We start from the raw sequence: 21,071 nt of genomic DNA on the forward strand, positions 1-21,071 counted from the left end.
ACCCCGGCCGTCCCACTCCCGGCCGGCCCACCCATCAGCCGGCCACTAAGCAGCCGGTCGCGAGCCCCAACGCCACGACCGGTCCCACCGAGCGGGCCGCCGCACACCCCCAGCGGGCGCCCCGCTCATCCCGCCAGTTGACCAGTGCCTACCGCGTCCGCTCCGCAGCGCCCGAAAGCCAGCTACCCGCCCAAGCCCGCCGAGGCGTGAACTCCCACTCCGACCCGGCACCCGCCCGACCCCCGGCTACGGCCCACCCGCGGTCCTAACCGGCCTCACCCAGCCGCTTCCCAGCTCCGCCCGCTTCCCAGCTCCGCCTGCTCCCCAGCCCCGCCCGAACCGCTCAACCCGAACCGCTCCCTAGCCCGAATCGATTCCAACCCGAACCGGCTCCTAGCCCCAACCGCTCTCAGCTCGCCAACTGCTCCCAGCCTGCAACTGCTCCCAGCTCGCCAACCGCTCCCAGCCCCCAACTGCTCCCAGCCCGGACCGCCCCATCCCGAGCTAGCTGGCCCGAGCTAGCCCCATCCCTGTGTCCCATCCCCACCTCGAAAGCCACCGGGCGCAGAGCCTTCGAGCACCGGCTCGCGCCCGGTTCCGAGCGGGTCGCCCGCCCCATCCCCAGCGGGCGCCCCGCTCACCCCCAACCCAGAACAGGAGCCCGACCATGACCCCACTCCTCGCCCCAGCCATCCACACCACAGCATCCGCCACACCAGCGCTCCTCCAACTGCCCTGCACAGTCCGCAGGCGAACATCCGGCGCCAGCCCACCGAACCCCTGGCGCCCCGACCCGTGGCACCGCTGGCTGCCCTGGTGGTGGTTCCGATGACCAGGCCACCGACCGATGCCGTCCGCCTGGCGAGGGCCTACCTGTCGCGCGTCGCGGAGCCCTACCCGGCTGCGCTGGCAGCATTCGTCGCTCAGGTGGGCCCGGTGGAGGCCGCCGAGCTGGTGCGCGCGGGAGAGGTGACGCCGTCCGTCGCCAGCCAGACTTCGGCCCGCCGGGCTGAGGAACGTGCCCACGAAGACCTTGAGCTCATCGCCAGGAAGGGCGGGCGGCTCCTCGTGCCGGAAGACGACGAGTGGCCGCGATGGCCGTTCGTGGCGCTTGGTGGTGTGGCGGCGCAGCGGTGTGGCGGGGAGCCGCTGGCGCTGTGGGTGCGCGGGCCGCACGACCTCGCGGAGGCAACGGACAAGGCCGTGGCGATCGTCGGGTCGCGGGCCGCCAGCGGATATGGCGAGCACGTGGCCGCGGAGTTCGCGTACGGGCTGGCGCAGGCGGGCGTGACCGTGGTGTCGGGTGCGGCGTACGGGATTGACGGCGCGGCTCACCGAGGTGCGCTCGGGGGTGGCGGGCTGACGGTCGCGGTGTTGGCGTGCGGGGTGGACGTCGCTTATCCCGCTGGGCATCAAGGGTTGCTCGGGAAGATCGCGCGGGAAGGGTTGATCGTGAGCGAGTACCCGCCTGGGGTCACGCCGGCGCGGCATCGGTTTCTCACGCGCAACCGGCTCATTGCGGCGTTGGGCGGCGGCACGGTCGTCGTGGAGGCCGGGCGGCGCAGTGGGGCCAAGAACACCGCTGCGATCACGTTGGCGTTGGGGCGGCCGTTGATGGTGGTGCCCGGGCCGGTCACGTCGGCCAGCTCGGTCGGGTGTCACGAGTTGTTGCGGGACGGGCAGGCGGTGCCGGTCGGTTCGGTGGCCGAGATCGTGGAGTCGGTCGGGCGGTTCGGCGACGACCTCGCCACCGAGCCCGCGGAGAAGGAGAGCGAGCTCGGGGCGCCGCAAGGCGAGGCCATGCGGGTGTACGAGGCCATGGGCAAGCGGTGCGGCGTCAGCGCCGAGGTCGTGTCGGTCGAGTCCGGGGTGCCGTTGGAGCGGGTTCGGGCCCTGTTGCCCGAGTTGGAGCTCGCTGGGCTGGCGCTGCGGGCCGACGGCGGCTGGCAGAAGCTGGAGGTGCGGTGATCAGCTGCCGCGGATGGCGTCCGCGAACTTCTTGGCCTGGTCGAGGCTCGTGAACGGGCCCGGCAGCTCGGCCGAGTTGCCGGTCAGCGGCTGGGAGATCTTCGGCGCGGAGAGCAGTTCGTCGTTGACGAGGAAGGCGATGCGCTTGCCGACGTTCGTGCTCGTGAGCTCTTGCCAGTGTTGCCGGCCCTCGGCGGTGAACCGCAGGCGGACGGCGTAGCCCGACGCGGTCTGCTCGGCCTCGGCGTCCTCGATGTCCACAGTGGACAAAGCAGCCGGTGCCAGCACGAACTTCTCGCTCGCGTCGGCGGCGCAGATCACCAGAGGCAGAGCCGGGTCCGCCTTGCCGCGCAACGGGTCAGGCTCCGCGCAGTCGAGGGCGGACAAGGCCTCGGTTTGCACGGAACGGTTCGTGCTCTGGCGCTCGCGTGCCGCGATGCCCAGTGTTTCAGGAGAGGAGGTGTCCAGGACCACGCGGAACTCGGCACGTGCGCGGTCCAGTGGTGCGGCCGAACGGGTCGTCCACAACGCGGCCAGCGCCACCAGCACCGCCACTGCGGCGAACGCCACCGGCCGGAGCGTTCGGGCGCGGAGGTAGTGCGGGACCACGAGGGTGGCCGCGACCACCAGGACCGTCAGGATCGACCAGAAGGTGAAGCCGAAGTCCCTGGCCACCTTGAGGGCGATGTCGGTCTGCGGCGTGGAGGACCGACAGATCGCCACGGCCTTGGCTTCCTCGGTCGGGCAGGCGAGGTAGACGCCGCGCAGGCGGGCCGACCACGTCCACAGGACCGCGAACAACCAACCGCCGGCCACACAGGCCGACGGGACGGCGAACCTGAGGAACACGGGTACTCGAGCAGCGCCCGGATCGGATTGACGCCAAGCCGTGCTGAGGGCGTCGAGCCACCAGCACAGACCGAGAACGCCTACAACCAGCGGAAGGAGGACGGACGGAGCGATCGGGATGCCGACCGGAGCCAGGCCGGAGACTCGGGTGTAGAGCGCCAGGTGGCTGCCGATCACCAGCCCCGACAGCAGGGCGGCCGCGGTCAGGAGAGGGCGCAACCGGTTGCGATCCTCCTGCCACGCGCCGCGCCAGAGATCGAACGCGGCGAACAGGGTCAGCGGGACACCGATCACCACCCCGGTGATCACCGGAGTCGACTGGTGCTCACTGCTACCGCTGAGAAGGAGGTCCTGCAACGTCACCAACGCCGCGCCTGCCGTCGTGGCGCCGAGGAAGGCCTGGCCGACCGGTGAGGTCAGCAGGCGCATCGGGTTCGTCAGGGCCTGGGAGCGTTCGTCGGCACCGGGGTGGCGGCGCAGCCAGGTGCGGACGATGGAGCGCGTCTGCGCGGTCTCGCGTGTTCGGACCGCGGTCAGGAGGCCTTCCACGCCGTACTGGGCGGCGTGCAGGTCGGCGGAGTGTTCGCGAGCGCGCAGAAACGCACGGGCGATCAACTCGGTCAGCAGGATCAGTGCGGCAACGCGGAATGCGCTCAGCAGGAAGGAGGTGACGTCGTCCTGATCCGTCAGGACGCCCAGCCACAGCGCCAGCAGGGCGAAGAAGCCCGTCGAGAGGTTCGCGAACCGCAGCACGGTGGCCAGCTGGTACCACCACAGGTCGCCTGCGTGCACGTGCGCGAGCTCGTGGCGCACCACGGCGTCGAACACGGCTTTGCGTTCGCCTGGCATCGAGTGCAGCGCCAGGAGTTCCGGGCCGAGCACGATGATCGGCTTGCGTGGCGCACCGGTGACGTAGGCGCGGCTGCCCAGGTGCTTGCCGAGGCGGATGTCCACGCGGCGCGGAGGGTTGACCTGCAGGACGAGGTCGTTGACGGCCTTGTTGGCCTCGTCGAGACCTGTAGCGCCGAGTGGGGTCGAGCGGCGGATGCGGACCACCGTGTAGAAGCCGTAGACCGCGAGGCCGGGCGTCAGGAGCATCTGCAGCTTCTGCAGGAAGACGCCGGCACCGCCGCCGCGTTCGATGCCGGACAGCCAGTTCGCGACGAAGATGACGTTGAGCAGCACCGTTGCCGCGAGGAGGAGCAGCAGGAGGACCATTTCTGACGGGAAGGCCCTCGGGTTGACCTGCGGCTTCGCTTCTGTCATCTGGAGGCTTCACCGGACTCGTGTCCCGGGTCCTCCTGGTCGTTGTCGCGCAGCACGAGCGCGGCGATGACGGCGTCGGCGAGCGCCTCGGCCTTCTGCCGCTTCATGCCTAGTGAGAGGGCGCGTTGAAGGGCGATTTGACGCACTTCGGCCAACTGGGTGGTGGTGAGCGGCGTGGACGGCAGTTCCAGCGGCTTCTCCGGCTTGCCGCGGACCTTGCGCCACGCCTTGCGCACGACGTTGGTGGTGCCGTCGCGCACGGCTTTGCCGACGCTGTCGGACACCGCGGTGACCACGCTGCCGGAAACGAGGGCGATCACGGGCGTCGCCATCGCCACGATGTCTCCGAGGCCGAAGCCCAGTGGGTCGTCGTGGGCCTGGCGCAGCCTGCGTTCGGCCCGCTCGGGGCTCTCCAGGTAGGGCGCGGCGACGATGTCGAAGGAAGGAAGCTCCTCGGGAGCGATCTTCCGCACGACCCGGCGGGCGAGCTCGTCGGCTGTTCGGACGGTGGTGCTGGGTACCATCGCTACTCCGAAAGGTGATCTGTGCGTGCCACCAAACCCCTGGTCGTCACAGGGAGTTGAAACGTTATCGCGTTGGCGATCATGAGAGCGCTCTCAAATGGCGCGAGGGTGTGGCGATACTTGACCAATCGCCCCGACTGGCGCAGCGTCTTGGCCTATGTCCCCGCCGCCGCATGGTCGGACACGCCGTGTCGATCTGGTTCGCCTGCGCGAAAAACTGCCGGCGTCCGTTGCCGACGTGGTGCGGCAGTACGAACGGCACCTGACCTTGGAGCGAGATCTGTCGCCGCACACCGTGCGCGCGTACATCGGGGACGCAGTGGCGCTTCTTGGACATGTCGCGGGGAATAAGCCCGAAAACGCCGACGTCGGCCGCATTGACCTGGCGAGTTTGCGGTCATGGCTGGCCGCACAACGAACGGCAGGTGCCAGTCGCACGACGCTTGCCCGGCGTGCGGCTGCTGCGCGCACGTTCACCGCTTGGGCGCATCGCGTGGGCCATTTGGCCGCAGATCCGGGGCTGCGACTTGCCGCTCCTCGGCCGCACCGGACGTTGCCGTCCGTGTTGCGCGCGGATCAGGCGAAGGACGCGATGACCGCCGTATCCTCTGGCGCTTCCGAAGGCGATCCGGTTGCGCTGCGTGATCAGGCCGTGGTGGAGTTGCTGTACGCCACAGGTATCCGCGTGGCCGAACTCTGTGGTCTTGATCTCGACGACGTGGACTACTCCCTAAGGGTGATTCGGGTTCTGGGCAAGGGTGGACGCGAGCGCAGCACGCCGTTCGGCGTGCCGGCCGAGCGTGCGCTGCGGCGGTGGGTCGACGAGGGGCGGAACGCCCTGGTAGCACCGGATTCGCCACCGGCGCTGTTCCTCGGTGCCCGCGGTGGCCGGCTGAACCAGCGCGCCGTTCGCTCTCTGGTGCACGACGTCGTCGCCGTGGTACCGGATGCTCCGGACATCGGGCCGCACGGGTTGCGCCACTCCGCTGCGACCCATTTGCTGGAAGGAGGAGCGGACCTGCGCACCGTCCAAGAACTGCTTGGTCACGCTACGCTCGCAACGACTCAGCTTTACACACACGTCACTGTCGAACGGCTGAAGGCGATCCATGACCGAACCCACCCCCGTTCCTGACGCCGCAGGGGGAGGATCGCGTACGGCGACCGTGCCCCCTGAACCCGTGCTGCCCGCACCAGCTTCGAAGCAGGCGAGCAACGGGCACCGTCAGAACGGCGCGCCGCGCGCCGAGGCGAGCACCGGGGAGCCCGGTGCCGACACGCACGTCAACGGCACGCCCGCTGCCGTTCCGACTGCGGTGACGCGCGCGGACGCGAGGTCCGGTGACGACGTCGAGGCCGGCATCGTCGCGTTGTGGCGCAGCTACGGCGAGTCCCGCGACCAGAACCAGCGCGACCGCCTCGTGCTGCACTACGCGCCGCTGGTCAAGTACGTCGCCGGCCGGGTCGGCACCGGTCTGCCCGCCCACGTGGACGTGGCCGACCTGATCCAGTCGGGCATCTTCGGCCTGGTCGACGCGATCGAGAAGTTCGAGCCGGAACGCGGCCTCAAGTTCGAGACCTACGCCATGCAGCGCATCCGCGGTGCGATCCTCGACGACCTCCGCTCGCAGGACTGGGTGCCGCGCTCGGTCCGCAGCCGGGCCCGCGACGTCGAACGCGCCCTGGAACGCCTCGGCGCCAAGCTGCAGCGCACGCCCACCGACCGCGAGCTCGCCGCGGAGCTCAAGATCGGCCTGGCCGAACTGCGCGAGCTGTACGGCCAGCTCCAGCTCACCAGCGTCGTGGCCCTGGACGAGCTGATCGCCCCGAACAAGGGCGGCTCCTCCCTGGCCGAGTCGCTGCCCGACGACGCCGCCGAAGACCCGGTCGCCTCGCTCGTCGACCAGGACAGCCGCCGCCAGCTGGCCGACGCGATCGCCCAGCTCGCCGAACGCGATCGCGTGGTCGTGACCCTGTACTACTTCGAGAACCTGACCCTCGCCGAGATCGGCAAGGTGCTCGGTGTCACCGAGTCCAGGGTCTGCCAGCTGCACACCCGTGCCGTCCTGCGCCTGCGCACCAAGCTCAACGAGCAGTCCGAGGCCTGACCGCACCTCCTTCCTCACCCGCAACCCGGCAGGCGCCGGGCTGCCGGACGGCCGCACCGTCACGTCGCCGCAGGTCGGGATCGCTCCGCGCGGGCGCGTTCAGGAGCCGTACGAGCCGGACGAACATGGCTTCAAACCTCTTTCCGCCCGTTGCCAGGGCTAATTCACTCGAACGGGTGGCTCTTGGAGTAGCTCCAAGCACGCCGTGTACCTGAGGACCGCAGCCGCCTCGCGGCACCTGTGGTGTGCAGTGAGGGACCTGGCGACGGAACGGACCGCCGCGCGGCTGTGCTGGTGGGGTTGGTGGTGGTAGAGCGGGACGCGGGGTCGTTAGTCGCCGGTAGCCGTGCGAGATGCCTGGTGTGGTGGCCGCGCGGGCGTGCTGAGGGTCGCGTGGCGACGGTGTGGGGACGCGGGGTCGTCAGTCGCCGGTAGCCGTGCGAGATGCCTGGTGTGGTGGCCGCGCGGGCGTGCTGAGGGTCGCGTGGCGACGGTGTGGGGACGCGGTGTCGTTAGTCGCCGGTAGCCGTGCGAGATGCCTGGTGTGGTGGCCGCGCGGGTGTGCTGAGGGTCGCGTGGCGACGGTGTGGGGACGCGGTGTCGTTAGTCGCCGGTAGCCGTGCGAGATGCCTGGTGTGGTGGCCGCGCGGGCGTGCTGAGGGTCGCGTGGCGACGGTGTGGGGACGCGGTGTCGTCAGTCGCGGGGCGGTGCGTGGTGCCTGATCTTGAGGTGCGGCTGTGCTGGTGGGGTTGCGTGGCGACGGTGCGCTGATGGTGGGCGGGTGCATCGCCGGGCCGGTGCTTGTCGAGCGTTCGCGGCGTGCCGCAGCGGCTCATCGGCGTAGGCCGAGGGAAACGTGCGAGGCGCCCGGTTGGTGGACGTACCGGGGTTTGGTCGGGCCGTTGTGGGCACGTCGGACGGGTGGTCGGGGCCCTTGGCCGGGTGAACAGGTGTGCCGGGAGGCGGCGGGAGGGCAGCCGGGGTGCCGCCTCCCGGCACCTGTCGGGTGCCTGCGGCGCGACGGGGGCGCGCCGGCGTCGACCGCCGGGGGAAGCGGCGGGAGGCCCCCGATCGGATCGCCGCGCGGGACGGGGATGCGGGGCCGCGCGGCGTGAGGGGTTAGCCGCCTCGGGGTGGTGTTGCGGGGTTCAGGGGCAGCAGGCGGACTCGGCCCCACGTCACGAGGCGCAGCGGGTCCAGGTACTCGTCGCCTCGGCGGGCGCCCCAGTGCAGGCACGGGGAGGGGCAGTGGCCCTCCTGCAGGTGTCCGATGACGTCGCCTCTGCGCACTGGGTGGCCTGCTGTGACGGTCGGTGTGACCGGCTCGTAGGTCGTTCGGAGGCCGCCGCGGTGTTGTACGGAGACCAGGGTTCTGGCTGCGACGGCTCCCGCGTAAACGACCACGCCGTCGCCGGCGGCCAGGACGGCTGTGCCGGCCGGGGCGGAGAGGTCCGCGCCGCGGTGGCCTGGGCCGAACGGTGTGGCGGGGGACTGGAACGTGCGCACCACCGGGTGCGGGGGCGGTAGTGGCCAGGAGAAGCGGGCGGGGGCCGGGGACAGCAGCGTCGTGAGCAGCAGGGCGGTGGGGAGGAGGGGCATGGGTCAACGGTGGGGTGTGGGGCACCTTGGGGACCAGCGGGTATCGGGGGGCTGTGGACAACTCGCCGGTTGTGGACAAGTCGCCGGTGGGGCAGGGGGCGATTCGAAGTTTGTCGGGGGTGGGGCGTAGACTGTTGGGCGCGTCCCGTGTGTGCGCGGGACGACTTCGCGTGCCAACGCAGATTCTGACCAGCTGGTCCCAGCCGGATCGAGTCACGACGTCCGACGGTCCTGACGATGGAGGAACTCCACCGCGGGTGCGGGCGGCGGCATTGGCACCAGGGCTCCGGACCACCCGGCTCGGAGCGTCAACCGAACCGATGCGCGAGGCGAGACCGAGCGCGTCCGACAGACGAGGTGCGAACCGGCCATGGCCGTCGTAACCATGAAGCAGCTGCTCGACAGCGGCGTGCACTTCGGGCACCAGACCCGGCGCTGGAACCCGAAGATGAAGCGCTACATCCTCACCGAGCGCAACGGCATCTACATCATCGACCTGCAGCAGACGCTGACCTACATCGACCGGGCTTTCGAGTTCGTCAAGGAGACGGTCGCGCACGGCGGGTCGATCCTGTTCATCGGCACCAAGAAGCAGGCGCAGGAGGCCATCGCCAACGAGGCGCTCCGCGTCGGCATGCCCTACGTGAACCAGCGCTGGCTGGGCGGCATGCTCACCAACTTCTCGACGGTCCACAAGAGGCTTCAGCGGCTCAAGGAGCTGGAGTCGATGGAGCAGACCGGCGGCTTCCAGGGTTTCACCAAGAAGGAAATCCTGATGATGAACCGCGAGAAGGACAAGCTGGAGCGCACGCTCGGCGGTATCCGCGACATGTCCAAGGTGCCCAGCGCCGTGTGGATCGTGGACACCAAGAAGGAGCACATCGCGGTCGGTGAGGCTCGCAAGCTGAACATCCCGATCGTCGCGGTGCTCGACACCAACTGCGACCCGGACGAGGTCGACTACCCGATCCCGGGCAACGACGACGCCATCCGGTCGGCCGCCCTGCTGACCAAGGTCGTCGCCGAGGCCGCCGCCGCCGGTCTCATGGCCCGCTCCGGCGCCCGCCGCGACGCTGCGGACGGTCAGGACAAGCCCGAGGTCGCGAGCGACGAGCCGCTGGCGGAGTGGGAGCAGGAGCTCCTCACCAACTCGGCCGAGGCCCCGGCCGAGCAGCCCGTCCAGTCCTGATTTCCCCCACGCGGCGCCCGATCACCTCGGGCGCCGCGTGACACAAGCGCGTACATCGCAGAAGGAAAACGATGGCGAACTACACCACCGCGGACGTCAAGAAGCTCCGCGAGCTGACCGCCGCCGGCATGATGGACTGCAAGAAGGCGCTGGACGAGGCTGACGGCGACTTCGAGAAGGCCGTCGAGATCCTGCGCATCAAGGGCGCCAAGGACGTCGGCAAGCGCGCCGAGCGCACCACGTCCAACGGCCTCGTCGCCGTCAAGGACGGCGCGATGGTCGAGCTGCGCTGCGAGACCGACTTCGTGGCCAAGAACGCCGACTTCATCGCCCTCGCGGACGAGATCGTCGCGATCGCCAAGGCCAACAAGGTCGCCGACGTCGAGGCCCTCAAGGCCGTCGAGGTCGACGGCAAGTCGGTCGACGCGCTGGTCCAGGAGTTCTCCGCCAAGATCGGCGAGAAGCTCGAGCTGGCCAAGGCCGTCGACTTCGACGGCACCGTCGCCACCTACCTGCACAAGCGTGCCGCTGACCTGCCGCCGGCCGTCGGCGTGCTGGTCGAGTACACCGGTGGCGACGCCGAGGCCGCCAAGGGTGCCGCGATGCAGATCGCCGCGATGCGTCCGAAGTTCGTCACCCGTGACGAGGTTCCCGAGGAGCTCGTGGCCAACGAGCGCCGCATCGCCGAGGAGACCGCTCGCGAGGAGGGCAAGCCGGAAGGCGCGCTGCCCAAGATCGTCGAGGGGCGCGTCAACGGCTTCTTCAAGGACGTCGTGCTCCTGGAGCAGGCTTCCGTGACCGACAGCAAGAAGACGGTCAAGGCTCTTCTGGACGAGGCCGGCGTGACGGTGACCCGTTTCGCTCGGTTCGAGGTCGGCCAGAGCTGATTCGCATGAGGGCGGGGTTGCGGTGCACCAGCGACCCCGCCCTTGGCGTGTCCGAAGCTCTATAGACGTGTTCGCGGAAAGCGCGAACCAAGCCGCTGCCCCAAGGGCCACACTTCCGACGGCGCAAGGAGAGGACCTGTGAGCGAAGAAGGTAGCCACGGCTACAACCGGGTGATGCTCAAGCTCGGTGGCGAGATGTTCGGCGGCGGTGGCGTCGGCGTTGATCCCGACGTCGTCCAGACGGTCGCCCGGCAGATCGCGGCCGTCGTCGGGTCCGGCGTGCAGGTCGCCGTCGTGATCGGTGGTGGCAACTTCTTCCGCGGGGCCGAGCTCCAGCAACGCGGCATGGACCGGTCGCGCGCCGATTACATGGGCATGCTCGGCACGGTCATGAACTGCCTGGCGCTGCAGGACTTCCTGGAGCGCGAGCACGGCATCGACACCCGCGTGCAGACCTCCATCCAGATGACGCAGGTCGCCGAGTCCTACATCCCCCGCCGCGCGATGCGCCACCTCGACAAGGGCCGCGTCGTGATCTTCGGTGGCGGCGCGGGTCTGCCGTACTTCTCCACGGACACGACCGCCGCCCAGCGCGCGCTGGAGATCGGCTGCGAGATCGTCCTGATGGCCAAGGCCGTCGACGGCGTCTACACCGCCGACCCCAAGATCGACCCCGATGCGTTGATGTTCGACAACATCACCCACCGCGAAGTGCTGGAACGCGGCCTCAACGTCGCCGATGCCACGGCCTTCAGCCTCTGCATGGACAACAACATGCCGATCCTCGTCTTCAACCTCCTCACCGAGGGGAACATCGCGCGCGCGGTGCGTGGTGAGAAGATCGGCACCCTGGTCAGCACCCCCGGTGGCCGTCCGGCCTTCTAGACCTGCTGGGATCTGATCAGGAACCGGGAAGAAGCACACGCAGAGCAAGGAGCAGTCGTGATCGACGAGACCCTCCTCGACGCCGAGGAGAAAATGGAAAAGGCGGTCTCGGTGGCGAAGGAGAACCTCGCCTCCGTTCGGACCGGTCGTGCGACTCCCTCGATGTTCAATCGCATCCACGTCGACTACTACGGGTCGCCGACGCCGTTGAACCAGATGGCGAGCATCACGGTTCCCGAGGCCCGCATGGCCGTCGTGAAGCCGTACGACGCGAGCCAGCTGAACGCGATCGAGAAGGCCATCCGGGACTCCGACCTGGGCGTCAACCCCGGCAACGACGGCACCGTGATCCGCGTGGTCATCCCGCAGCTCTCCGAGGAGCGCCGCCGGGACATGGTCAAGGTCGCGAAGCAGAAGGGCGAGGACGCGCGCGTCTCCGTCCGCGGTGTCCGCCGCAAGGCGAAGGAAGAGATCGACAAGCTCGTCAAGGACGGCGAGATCGGCGAGGACGACGGCGCGCGTGGTGAGAAGGAGCTCGACGCTCTGACCCACAAGTACACCGCGCAGGTCGACGAGCTCGTGAAGCACAAGGAAGCCGAGCTTCTCGAAGTCTGATGTTCCTGTACGTTTCGCCCGGCCGAGTCGGCGCAGGCGCGTAGTAGCTCTGGCCGGGCGGAGGTCGTGATGGGAGCACAGGTGGCAGGCAGTCCCGCGGATGTGCCCGCGTCGAAGCCGTCGCGCGCGGGACGAGACCTGCGAGCGGCGATCCTGGTCGGCGTCGGGCTCGGTGCCGTGATCATCGTGTCGCTGCTGACCGTGCGGCAGACCTTCATCGGCATCGTCGCGGCCGCCGCGGCGGTGTCGACGTGGGAGCTGGCGAACGCGTTCCGCAAGGGCGGCATCAACGTCGCGCTGTGGCCCGCGCTCATCGGCGGCCAGGCGATGATCTGGCTCTCCTGGCCGCTGGAACGCGCCGGCATGATGACCGCGTTCGTGGTCACCGTCCTGGCGTGCATGATCTGGCGGTTCCGCGGCGGTTCGGACGGCTATCTGCGCGATCTCAGCGCGTCCGTCTTCACCGTCGCGTACGTGCCGCTGTTCGCGTCGTTCGCGGCCATGCTCGTCGTCCCGGAGGACGGCAAGGGCCGGGTGTTCGCGTTCCTCATCGGTGTCGTGCTGTCCGACGTCGGCGGCTACGCGGCCGGTGTCTTCCTCGGCAAGCACTCGATGGCGCCGTCGATCAGCCCGAAGAAGTCCTGGGAGGGCTTCGGCGGGTCACTGGTCGCGGGCGTGGTCGGTGGCGCGATCACGGTCACCACGCTGCTCGACGGCCAGTGGTGGCACGGAGCGCTGTTCGGTGCCGCCCTCGTCGTCACGGCCACGGCGGGCGACCTGGTCGAGTCGCTGATCAAGCGCGACCTGAAGATCAAGGACATGGGCACGTTGCTGCCCGGCCACGGCGGCCTGATGGACCGGATGGACTCGCTGCTGCCGTCCGCCGTCGCGTCCTGGCTGCTGTTGCACCTGTTCATCCACTAGTCGTCGTACGGGTCGTCCGCCTCGATGCGCGGCTCGGCCTCGATCACGCGGGACTGGTCGATCACCGAGAACGCCATGCCCGCGTGGTCCTCGACGACGGTGATGCGCCCGTACGGGGTGTCGTAGGGCTCGACCGTCACCCGGCCGCCGAGCTCCAGCACCCGGTAGGCCACCGAGTCGGTGCCGATCTCGGGCGCGGCGTTGAAGTACACCATCCAGTGCGACCGCTCCCCGTACGGGAACTCGCGCCCCATCTTCTGCCTGCCGAAGACCTCGGTGCCCTCGATGGACCACGTCGCGTAGTCCAGCCGGTGCCCGTCACCGATCTGCGTGATGTCGTAGTGGCACAGCTCGCCGAAGAACTCGTCGGCCGCCGCGCCGTCGCGGGTGTTGAGCTCGGCCCACGCGTAGGCGCCGTGCCCGCCCGTGCCGAACCGCCAGTCCGGCGGCACGTGCCGGAACCCGACGACCGCGCCGGTCGGATCGCCGATCACGGTGCTCTGGGTGTGGTCGGCGGCGTCCTCCGGGTTGCGCAGCACCGATCCGCCGAGGTGGAACGCCTTCTCCGCGGTGGCCCGCGCATGCGGTGTGACCAGGTACAACAGCCACGGTTCCGGCTCGCCCCGCGGCAGTCCGGCGACGGGGATGCCGTCGACCATCGCCACGGTGTAGCCGGCGTCGTCGGCGTAGTGCCAGCCGAACAGGCCGGTGTAGAACTCGATCGCGGCCTTGAGGTCGTCGACGGTTCTCTCGACCCAGCACGGGCTTCCCCCGAGCAACGGCGCGAGCTGGGGCGTGTTGGGCGCGATCGACACTGCCGCCTCCTGCAGGGAAGAGATGCGGCCACGCTACGCCGTAATTGGACGAATTCGAACTGTCACCGGCAAATCGAGGCCCTACAGTGTCTTCGTGAGGGGATTCGTGCGGGCGGCGCTGAACGCGGTGCGTCCGGTGGAGGTCGTGCCGAGCCCGAACATCTGGCACTGGCCGGACGTCTACGAGGTCGAGAACCGCGCGCAGGACGTCCACGGCGCGATCTGGTCGGCGTTGGGCGAGGAATGCCCGTTCGACGGGCGTGACGTCGTCGACATCGGCTGCGGCGACGGCTTCCACCTGCCGCTGTTCGCCTCGTCCGCGCGTTCGGTCGTCGGCGTCGAACCGCACCCGCCGCTCGTCGTGCGCGCCAAGCACCGCACGGCCGGACTGCCGAACGTCCGCGTGGTCGCAGGGCCCGCGCAACGGCTGCCGCTGGACGACGGCTGCGCTGATCTCGTGCACGCCCGCACGGCCTACTTCTTCGGACCGGGCTGCGAGCCGGGCCTGCGCGAGGCCGATCGCGTGCTGCGACCGGGTGGTGCGCTGGCGATCGTGGACCTGGACGGCCTGGCTGATCCGTACGGGCCGTGGCTGCGTGCCGACGAACCGCGCTACGACCCGGCGGCCGTCGAGAAGTTCTTCGCGGACAACGGTTTCTCGCTTCGACGGGTCACCGCGCAATGGCGCTTCGAAACGCGGGAGGACCTGGAGTCCGTGCTGCGCATCGAGTTCTCGGCCAAGGTCGCCGAACGCGCGATCGCGTCCGTCGACGGTCTGAGCTTCCCGGTGGGCTACCGGCTGCACGTCCGCCGCAAGCCCCAGGGGTTGATCGTGTGACGCTGCGCGCGGGATAGACCGTTCGGCTGCTGTCGTGCGAGCTCGTCGCATGTGTACAGTCCCTCAGCTTCGTCGCTGCGACGTACTACTGGGGGTACGTGATGAGACGCCGGTTCCTGCTGACCTTGTTGATGTTGCTCGGGGTGCTGGTCGTCCCGCCGGCCTCGTACGCGGCGCCACCGTCGGCCGACCTGAGCGCGATGTTCACCGCCTACGGAAACCAGGGCGGGCACTGGACCGGCGGTGACAGCACGGTCTCGGTGCAGCTGCCGGACGGCCGGACGGCCTGGTTCTTCTCGGACACGTTCCTCGGCACCGTCAACGCCGACTTCAGCCGTCCGAAGACGGCGCCGTTCATCCGCAACTCGGTGGTGGTGCAGCAGGGCGGCCAGCTCGTGCAGACCCTGCACGGCGGCACCCCGCAGAACCCGGCCACGCTCGTGACCGGCACCAACCCCGACGAGTTCCACTGGATCGGGGCCGCGAAGGTGGAGGGCAACGCGGTCAAGGCGTTGTACGGGCGGTACAAGAACGCCGGTTCGGGACCGCTCGCCTTCCAGCGGGTCGGCACCACGCTCGTCACGTTCACCCTGCCCGCGCTGACGGTCGCGAGCGTCACCGACCTGTCGCTGCAGAACAAGATCGGCTGGGGTTCGGCGATCCTCTCCGACGGCGGCTACGACTACGTCTACGGCACCGAGGACGCCGACGGCTTCAAGTTCGCGCACGTCGCACGGGTGCCGTCGGGCAACATCGGTGCCGCGTGGCAGTTCTGGAACGGCACGGCGTGGGGCAGCGACGAGACCCAGTCGAAGCGGCTGTTCTCCGGCGGTGGCACCGGGTTCTCCGTGATCCGCAAGGACGGGCAGATCGTCGTCGTCACGCACGACGGCAACGTCGGCTTCAGCCCGTGGTTCGTCGCGTACACGGCCTCCGCGCCGACAGGCCCGTTCACCGGGCCCGTCTACCTGCACAAAGCGCCCGAGCCGGGGCAGAACCCGTGGCAGTTCGCCTACGACGCGCAGCTGCACCAGGAGCAGGCGGCCGCCGGCACGCTGCTCATGTCGTACAACCTCAACAGCCTGCAGAACGACGACAACTACGCCGACGCCCGGATCTACCGGCCGCGTTTCGTCGACATCACCTGGCCGCGCCCGAGCCCCGGACCCGGTGTGCCCGCGGCGCCGGCGAACGTCAGCCTGTCGCTGGGCACCGACGGCGGCGGCACGGTCACCTGGAACGCGCCGGACGGCCTCAGCTTCTGGCTCTACCAAAGGGATGTCACCGCCGGTCAGACGCACTTCTCGCACGGCCCCAACAGCGTCACGGCCAAGTCGCAGCAACTCGGCGGCCTCAAGGACGGGCACACCTACGAGTTCAAGGTCACCGCGGTGAACAGCGTCGGCGAAAGTGCTTTCTCCGCAACGGTTTCCGGCACCGCGCACGTCATCCCGCCGACTGCGCCGGCGAACCTGCGCGCGACCCCCGGCACCAACGTCGACGTCGCGCTCGCGTGGGACGCGGTGCCGGGCAGCAACGTGCTGTACGCGGTGCAGAAGCGCGATGTGACGGTCGGCGACGCCGACTTCACCGACGTCTGGTTCCCCAGCCCGGCCAACACCACCCACACCGTCACGGACCTGCTGCACAACCACGTCTACGAGTTCCGCGTCATCGCCCGCAACGGTGGTGGCGAAAGCCCGCCGTCGAACGTCGTGAGCGTCACCGCGATCTCCGCGCCGCCGCCGGTACCGGCGGGCCTGACCGCCGTGGCGCAGAACGACGGCAGCGCCAAGCTGAGCTGGAACTCCGCGGGTGACGGGCTCTGGTACTGGATCTACCAGCGCGACGTCACCGCGGGAGCGGCGTTCCAGCGCCTGGAATACCCCGTCACCAACGGCACCTCGGCCCAGCCGGGACTGCTGACCAACGGGCACGTGTACGAGTTCGCGGTCAGTTCGGTCAACAGGTTCAACCTGGAGTCGGCCAAGTCGGCCGCGGTCAGCGTGACGGCCAGGTGGGACAAGCCCGCCGCGCCCGCGAACCTCACGGCGACAGCTCAGTCCGACGGCAGCGTCAAGCTCACCTGGAGCTCCACCGGCGACAACCACTGGTACTGGATCCACCAGCGGGACGTGACCGCGGGCGAGACCGAGTTCACCAAGCTCGACTACCCCGTCACGGACGGGACGACGTTCACCGCGGGACTGCTGCTCAAGGACCACGTCTACGCGTTCAAGGTGAGCGCAATCAACGCCGGTGGCGACGGCCCGTTGTCGGCCGAGGTCCAGGCGACCGCTCGGTACGACGCACCGGCCGCACCGACGAACCTCACCGCGGCGCCCGGCGACGGAACCGTCGCGCTGAACTGGACGGCGCCCGCCTCCGGTGCCTGGTACTGGATCTACCAGCGGGACGTCACCGCGGGCGACACGAACTTCACGAAGCTCGAGTACCCGATCACCGACGGGACCTCGTTCACCGCCGGGTTGCTCGCCAACGGGCACACCTACGAGTTCAAGGTCTCCGCGATCACGGCCGGGGGTGAGGGTGTCGCGAGCGCCGCGGTGTCCGCGAAACCGATGCCGCCGTTGCCCGCCAAGGTGACCGGGCTTTCCTCGACGCCACAGGCCTCCGGCGAGATCAAGCTGTCGTGGAACGCTCAGCCGAGCGTCTACTACTGGATCTACCAACGCGACGTGATCGCCGGGCAGCAGTTCACCAAGCTGCCGTTCCCCGCCTCCGACGCCGCGTTCACCGCGGGCGGCCTGACCCACGGGCACGTCTACGAGTTCAAGATCGCCGCGACCAACCTCGCGGGTGACGGGCCGGCGTCGGACGTGGTGAGCGCGACCGCGCAGTTCGCCGTGCCGTCGGCGCCGGGCAACCTGCGGGGCAGCGCTGCCGGTGACGGAAGTGTCGACCTGGTCTGGGACTCCGCCGGGCCGAACCTCTTCTACTGGGTGTACCGGCGGGACGTGACGGCGGGCGAGACCGGGTTCACGCGGGCGGCGTTCCCGTCCGACAAGACCAGCCTGTCGTGGGAGCAGCTGCAGAACGCGCACGTCTACGAGTTCTACGTCCGCGCGGAGAACGCGGGTGGGCTCGGACCTGCGTCGAACACGGTCTCGGTCAAGTCGCTCGGCGGGCTGCCGCAGCCGCCGACCGGCCTCACGGCCTCGCCCGGCAACGGTCGCGTCGTGATCACGTGGACGGCCAGCAGCACGCCCGACGTCCTCTACTGGGTCTACTACCGCGATGCGTCCGCCGGGGAGAACTTCCGCAAGCTGGAGGTGCCGTTCGGTTCGCCGACCGCGACCCTGGAGCCGTTGACCAACGGTCACACCTACGAGTTCAAGGTCGCTGCGACGAACTGGGCCGGCGACAGCCGCACGACCCCGGTGGTCAGCGCACGGCCGTTGCCGCCGGTGCCCGCCGCGGCGTCGTTGACCGCCATCGCGGGCAACGGTGAGGTCGGCCTCGGGTGGAACGCCGTCGACCAAGCGACTTACTTCTGGGTCGAGTATCGCGACATCACCGCAGGTCAGGGCGGTTTCCAGCGGTTGCCGCTGCCCGTTTCGAACTGGGCTCTGACGGTCAGGCCGCTGGCCAACGGTCACGAGTACGAGTTCCGCGTGATCTCCGGCAACGTGGCGGGGGAGAGCGGCCCGTCGAACACCGTGCGCGCCACACCGGTGCCACCGCCTCCCGCCGCGCCGTCCAACCTGCGTGCGGTGGCGGGCAACGGCAAGGTGTCGCTGTCGTGGAACGCGAGCCCGTCCGGTCCGGTGTACTACTGGGTGTACTTCCGGCCGCAGGGACAGCGCGACTGGTACTACTTCCAGTACCCGGCGAGCGGAACCTCGTTCGTGGCAACGGGTCTGCTGAACGGGTTCACCTACGAGTTCAAGGTGACGGCGGCCAACCTGGGCGGCCAGTCGCCACCGTCCAACGTGGTCAGCGCGCGCCCGTTCCTGCCGCTGCCCGCCGCGCCGTCGAACCTGCGGGTCACCGCTGGCGACGGCCAGGCGACGCTCACGTGGGACCCGAGTCCGTCCGCACCGGTGTTCTACTGGGTCTACTTCAAGCCGCAGGGGCAGAGCGACTGGTTCTACTTCCAGTTCTCGGCGAGCGGAACCTCGTTCGTGGCAACGAACCTGCTGAACGGCTTCAACTACTCGTTCCGCGTGACGGCGGCGAACCAGACAGGTCAGAGCCCGCCGACGTTCGAGGTGACGGTCAAACCGATGCCACCGGTGCCGGCCAAACCGACAGGGCTCAGTGCACCTGCCGACCCGAACAGCTCACGGATCACGTTGAGCTGGAACGCGAACCCGGTGCCCGGCGTGAGCTACTCGGTGGAGGTGAGCAACTACAGTCAGCAAGGTGAGTGGTACCCGTTGGGGTCCACCCGGCAGACCAGCTGGCTGTACGAACCGCCGGTGTACGGCATCATCTGGGCCTTCCGGGTGATCGCGCGGAACATGGCCGGCGACTCGGCAAGTGAGGCGGTCACCCAGGTCTCGTTGCCGTGGCTGCCCTATGGTTCGCCACCGACGTACGGGTTCAACTCCGTCAACGGCGCGGACAGTTCTGCCGCGATCCTGTCGTTCGCGGCGGAGTGCGCGAACACCGTCCGCCAGAGGGTGTGCTTCAACCGGACGGTGACCGGGGACCAGCCGTCGACCATCGGCAACTTCCTCTTCTACGCGGGTGACAAGGCGGACTTCCTCAAGCGCCTGCGCTGCGAGGCGTACCAGAACGCGGTGTTGTACCGCAGGAGCGGTGCCGGCGCGGTGAACGCGGTCGGCCAGGACCTGCTGCGGCACGAGGCCATCCACTCCATGCAGGAGGGCGGGTTCCCGCCCGTCTGGGGGTTCGCGGCGTTCCTGACCGCGTACGGCTGGGAGTCCCTGCACTCGCTGTCCCGCACGTTGACCCCGTGGAAGGACAACGCGTTCGAGATCCAGGCGGGACTGGAGCGGGGCGGTTACCAGCCGTTCGACGACGCCCAGGCCCTGTGCAGCCACTGGAGCGTCCGGCAGTACTTCTAGGGTCGCGCTCATGAGGCTGCGGTCGGTGCTGTGGTCCGGTGCCGACTAGGCTCCGGTTCGTGGAGAAGCGAAACGCAGGCAGGTTGAACCGCCAGGTCGGCGTCGTGGGGCTGGGTTGCTGGCAACTCGGCGCCGACTGGGGTGAGGTGGACGAGAGCGAGGCGCTCGCGCTGCTGCACGCCGCCGCCGACACGGGTGTCGACTTCTTCGACACCGCGGACGTGTACGGCGACGGCCGCAGCGAGACGCTCGTCGGGCGGTTCCTCAAGGAGCGCAAGGACGACGGTGTCTTCGTCGCCACCAAGATGGGGCGGCGGCTGCCGGCGCAGACCACGGAGGGGTACAACCGGGAGAACTTCCTCGCGTGGAACGACCGGAGCCGCCGCAATCTGGGTGTCGACACGTTGGACCTCGTGCAGCTGCACTGTCCGCCCACGCCGGTGTACAGCCGGGACGAGGTGTACGACACCTTGGACGAAATGGTCGAGCAGCAGCGAATTGCCGCCTACGGCGTGTCGGTGGAGAAGGTCGAGGAGGCGCTGGAGGCGATCCGGCGTCCGCACGTGGCCAGCGTGCAGATCATCCTGAACGCGTTCCGGCTCAAGCCTCTCGAAGAGGTGCTGCCCGCGGCACACCAGGCCGGTGTCGCGATCATCGCGCGCGTGCCGCTCGCCTCCGGGTTGCTGACCGGGAAGTACGACAGGGCAACGACTTTCGCCGCCGACGATCACCGCAACTACAACCGCAACGGTGAGGCGTTCGACGTCGGCGAGACCTTCTCCGGGGTGCCGTACGAGGTCGGCCTGGAGGCGGTGGAACGCCTGCGGCCGCTCGTTCCCGAAGGCGCCACGATGGCCCAGTTCGCGCTGCGGTGGATCGTCGACCAGCCCGGTGTCACGGTCGTCATCCCCGGTGCGCGCAACGTGGCGCAGGCGCGGGCGAACTCGCAGGCGGCCGATCTGCAGCCGGTCGACGGGAAGGCCGTCGCGGCGGTGTACGACGAGCTGATCCGGCCGCACGTGCACGACCGGTGGTAGGTCACTCCTCGGCGAGGATGGCGTACAGCTTGCGGCGCAGCTCGTTGTAGAGCTCCACGGCGCGGGCCTTCTGCTCCGGCGTGCCCGCGTGGGAGACCTGCTCCATCGCGCTGCCGAGCAGCCGGATCGCCGTGCGCAGCTCGCCGTCGACCGGGTCGAGCTGGATGTCGATGTCGCGCCAGGGCGGGGCCGTGTGCTCCGTCCTGCCGTGGTCGGTGAGCGTGAACAGCTTCTTGCCTCCTTCTTCCGCCGCGGAGATGAGGCCTTCGTCGGCGAGCATCTGCAGCGTCGGGTAGACCGAGCCGGGGCTCGGGCTCCAGCCGCCGCCGGTGCGCTTGGCGATCTCCTGGATGATCTCGTAGCCGTGCATCGGCCGTTCTGCCAGCAAGGACAGAACCGCCGCCCGGACGTTGCCGCGCCTCTGGCGGCCGCCCCTGCCACCGCCCCCGAAGGGCCCGTGGCGATGCCTGTGGTGGTGCTCTCTGTGGTGTGGTCTCATCATCATGTCGCTA

Annotated in this window: 16 protein-coding genes; 11 read left to right on the top strand and 5 right to left on the bottom strand. The window is 69.3% G+C overall.

Features of this window, described 5'->3' with window-relative positions; genetic code table 11:
• The first annotated feature begins 828 nt into the window (after nucleotides 1-828).
• Nucleotides 829-1,968: a DNA-processing protein DprA gene (gene dprA / locus ACWEIJ_RS12305; protein WP_449837210.1), complete on the top strand. Its 1,140-nt coding sequence runs from the start codon at nucleotides 829-831 to the stop codon at nucleotides 1,966-1,968.
• Here dprA and ACWEIJ_RS12310 read toward each other — a convergent pair whose 3' ends face one another.
• Together ACWEIJ_RS12310 and ACWEIJ_RS12315 are read right to left on the bottom strand one after the other, a co-directional pair.
• Complete coding sequence (locus ACWEIJ_RS12310) at nucleotides 1,969-4,083, bottom strand: SecDF P1 head subdomain-containing protein (protein WP_449837211.1); 2,115 nt, start codon at nucleotides 4,081-4,083, stop codon at nucleotides 1,969-1,971.
• Nucleotides 4,080-4,607, bottom strand: a complete 528-nt coding sequence (locus ACWEIJ_RS12315) for a hypothetical protein (protein ID WP_449837212.1) — start codon at nucleotides 4,605-4,607, stop codon at nucleotides 4,080-4,082. Before ACWEIJ_RS12315 ends, ACWEIJ_RS12310 begins: the two co-directional genes overlap by 4 nt.
• 157 nt (nucleotides 4,608-4,764) lie before the next feature.
• On the opposite strand from ACWEIJ_RS12315, the gene ACWEIJ_RS12320 reads away from it, so the two are divergent.
• Both ACWEIJ_RS12320 and ACWEIJ_RS12325 read left to right on the top strand, forming a co-directional pair.
• Nucleotides 4,765-5,742 carry a tyrosine recombinase XerC gene (locus ACWEIJ_RS12320; protein ID WP_449837213.1) on the top strand — a complete coding sequence of 326 codons (978 nt, stop codon included), beginning with the start codon at nucleotides 4,765-4,767 and terminating at the stop codon, nucleotides 5,740-5,742.
• A complete protein-coding gene (locus ACWEIJ_RS12325; protein WP_449837214.1) occupies nucleotides 5,717-6,715 on the top strand; it encodes a FliA/WhiG family RNA polymerase sigma factor in 999 nt (332 codons plus the stop codon). Before ACWEIJ_RS12320 ends, ACWEIJ_RS12325 begins: the two co-directional genes overlap by 26 nt.
• Nucleotides 6,716-7,835: 1,120 nt before the next feature.
• Here the strand turns inward: ACWEIJ_RS12325 and ACWEIJ_RS12330 are convergent.
• Nucleotides 7,836-8,315, bottom strand: coding sequence for a M23 family metallopeptidase (locus ACWEIJ_RS12330; protein WP_449837215.1), 480 nt, complete (start codon nucleotides 8,313-8,315; stop codon nucleotides 7,836-7,838).
• Nucleotides 8,316-8,685: 370 nt separating this feature from the next.
• Here ACWEIJ_RS12330 and rpsB point away from each other — a divergent pair, with 370 nt between their 5' ends.
• The 5 genes from rpsB (at nucleotide 8,686) to ACWEIJ_RS12355 (ending at nucleotide 12,815) form a co-directional block, all read left to right on the top strand.
• A complete protein-coding gene (gene rpsB / locus ACWEIJ_RS12335) occupies nucleotides 8,686-9,504 on the top strand; it encodes a 30S ribosomal protein S2 (RefSeq protein WP_355444562.1) in 819 nt (272 codons plus the stop codon).
• Between the two features lie 71 nt (nucleotides 9,505-9,575).
• On the top strand, nucleotides 9,576-10,391 hold the full coding sequence (tsf, locus tag ACWEIJ_RS12340; RefSeq protein ID WP_449837216.1) for a translation elongation factor Ts: 816 nt from the start codon (nucleotides 9,576-9,578) through the stop codon (nucleotides 10,389-10,391).
• 174 nt (nucleotides 10,392-10,565) lie between these two features.
• Nucleotides 10,566-11,276 carry a UMP kinase gene (gene pyrH / locus ACWEIJ_RS12345; RefSeq protein ID WP_449837343.1) on the top strand — a complete coding sequence of 237 codons (711 nt, stop codon included), beginning with the start codon at nucleotides 10,566-10,568 and terminating at the stop codon, nucleotides 11,274-11,276.
• A 57-nt stretch (nucleotides 11,277-11,333) separates the two neighbouring features.
• On the top strand, nucleotides 11,334-11,891 hold the full coding sequence (gene frr / locus ACWEIJ_RS12350) for a ribosome recycling factor (RefSeq protein WP_355444569.1): 558 nt from the start codon (nucleotides 11,334-11,336) through the stop codon (nucleotides 11,889-11,891).
• Between the two features lie 69 nt (nucleotides 11,892-11,960).
• On the top strand, nucleotides 11,961-12,815 hold the full coding sequence (locus ACWEIJ_RS12355) for a phosphatidate cytidylyltransferase (protein WP_449837217.1): 855 nt from the start codon (nucleotides 11,961-11,963) through the stop codon (nucleotides 12,813-12,815).
• Here ACWEIJ_RS12355 and ACWEIJ_RS12360 read toward each other — a convergent pair.
• Complete coding sequence (locus tag ACWEIJ_RS12360; RefSeq protein WP_449837218.1) at nucleotides 12,812-13,630, bottom strand: VOC family protein; 819 nt, start codon at nucleotides 13,628-13,630, stop codon at nucleotides 12,812-12,814. The two genes, ACWEIJ_RS12355 and ACWEIJ_RS12360, sit on opposite strands and share 4 nt — an antisense overlap.
• Nucleotides 13,631-13,724: 94 nt before the next feature.
• Here ACWEIJ_RS12360 and ACWEIJ_RS12365 point away from each other — a divergent pair, with 94 nt between their 5' ends.
• From ACWEIJ_RS12365 to ACWEIJ_RS12375, 3 genes are all read left to right on the top strand, one after another.
• The gene (locus tag ACWEIJ_RS12365) at nucleotides 13,725-14,468 is read left to right on the top strand and encodes a class I SAM-dependent methyltransferase (protein ID WP_449837219.1); all 744 of its coding nucleotides are present in this window, start codon (nucleotides 13,725-13,727) and stop codon (nucleotides 14,466-14,468) included.
• Between the two features lie 101 nt (nucleotides 14,469-14,569).
• The gene (locus tag ACWEIJ_RS12370) at nucleotides 14,570-19,522 is read left to right on the top strand and encodes a fibronectin type III domain-containing protein (RefSeq protein WP_449837220.1); all 4,953 of its coding nucleotides are present in this window, start codon (nucleotides 14,570-14,572) and stop codon (nucleotides 19,520-19,522) included.
• 59 nt (nucleotides 19,523-19,581) lie between these two features.
• On the top strand, nucleotides 19,582-20,559 hold the full coding sequence (locus tag ACWEIJ_RS12375) for an aldo/keto reductase (protein ID WP_449837221.1): 978 nt from the start codon (nucleotides 19,582-19,584) through the stop codon (nucleotides 20,557-20,559).
• A gap of 1 nt (nucleotide 20,560) precedes the next feature.
• Here ACWEIJ_RS12375 and ACWEIJ_RS12380 read toward each other — a convergent pair whose 3' ends face one another.
• The gene (locus tag ACWEIJ_RS12380; RefSeq protein WP_449837222.1) at nucleotides 20,561-20,947 is read right to left on the bottom strand and encodes a PadR family transcriptional regulator; all 387 of its coding nucleotides are present in this window, start codon (nucleotides 20,945-20,947) and stop codon (nucleotides 20,561-20,563) included.
• Nucleotides 20,948-21,071: the final 124 nt, after the last annotated feature.

Source organism: Lentzea sp. NPDC004789, from assembly GCF_053601075.1.

Coding starts and splice junctions, on each gene's coding strand:
- rpsB (WP_355444562.1), top strand. CDS start 8,686: ATGGCCGTCGTAACCATGAAGCAGCTGCTCGACAGCGGCGTGCACTTC.
- ACWEIJ_RS12310 (WP_449837211.1), bottom strand. CDS start 4,083: ATGACAGAAGCGAAGCCGCAGGTCAACCCGAGGGCCTTCCCGTCAGAA.
- dprA (WP_449837210.1), top strand. CDS start 829: ATGACCAGGCCACCGACCGATGCCGTCCGCCTGGCGAGGGCCTACCTG.
- ACWEIJ_RS12325 (WP_449837214.1), top strand. CDS start 5,717: ATGACCGAACCCACCCCCGTTCCTGACGCCGCAGGGGGAGGATCGCGT.
- ACWEIJ_RS12330 (WP_449837215.1), bottom strand. CDS start 8,315: ATGCCCCTCCTCCCCACCGCCCTGCTGCTCACGACGCTGCTGTCCCCG.
- ACWEIJ_RS12370 (WP_449837220.1), top strand. CDS start 14,570: ATGAGACGCCGGTTCCTGCTGACCTTGTTGATGTTGCTCGGGGTGCTG.
- ACWEIJ_RS12315 (WP_449837212.1), bottom strand. CDS start 4,607: ATGGTACCCAGCACCACCGTCCGAACAGCCGACGAGCTCGCCCGCCGG.
- ACWEIJ_RS12320 (WP_449837213.1), top strand. CDS start 4,765: ATGTCCCCGCCGCCGCATGGTCGGACACGCCGTGTCGATCTGGTTCGC.
- tsf (WP_449837216.1), top strand. CDS start 9,576: ATGGCGAACTACACCACCGCGGACGTCAAGAAGCTCCGCGAGCTGACC.
- ACWEIJ_RS12355 (WP_449837217.1), top strand. CDS start 11,961: ATGGGAGCACAGGTGGCAGGCAGTCCCGCGGATGTGCCCGCGTCGAAG.
- pyrH (WP_449837343.1), top strand. CDS start 10,566: ATGCTCAAGCTCGGTGGCGAGATGTTCGGCGGCGGTGGCGTCGGCGTT.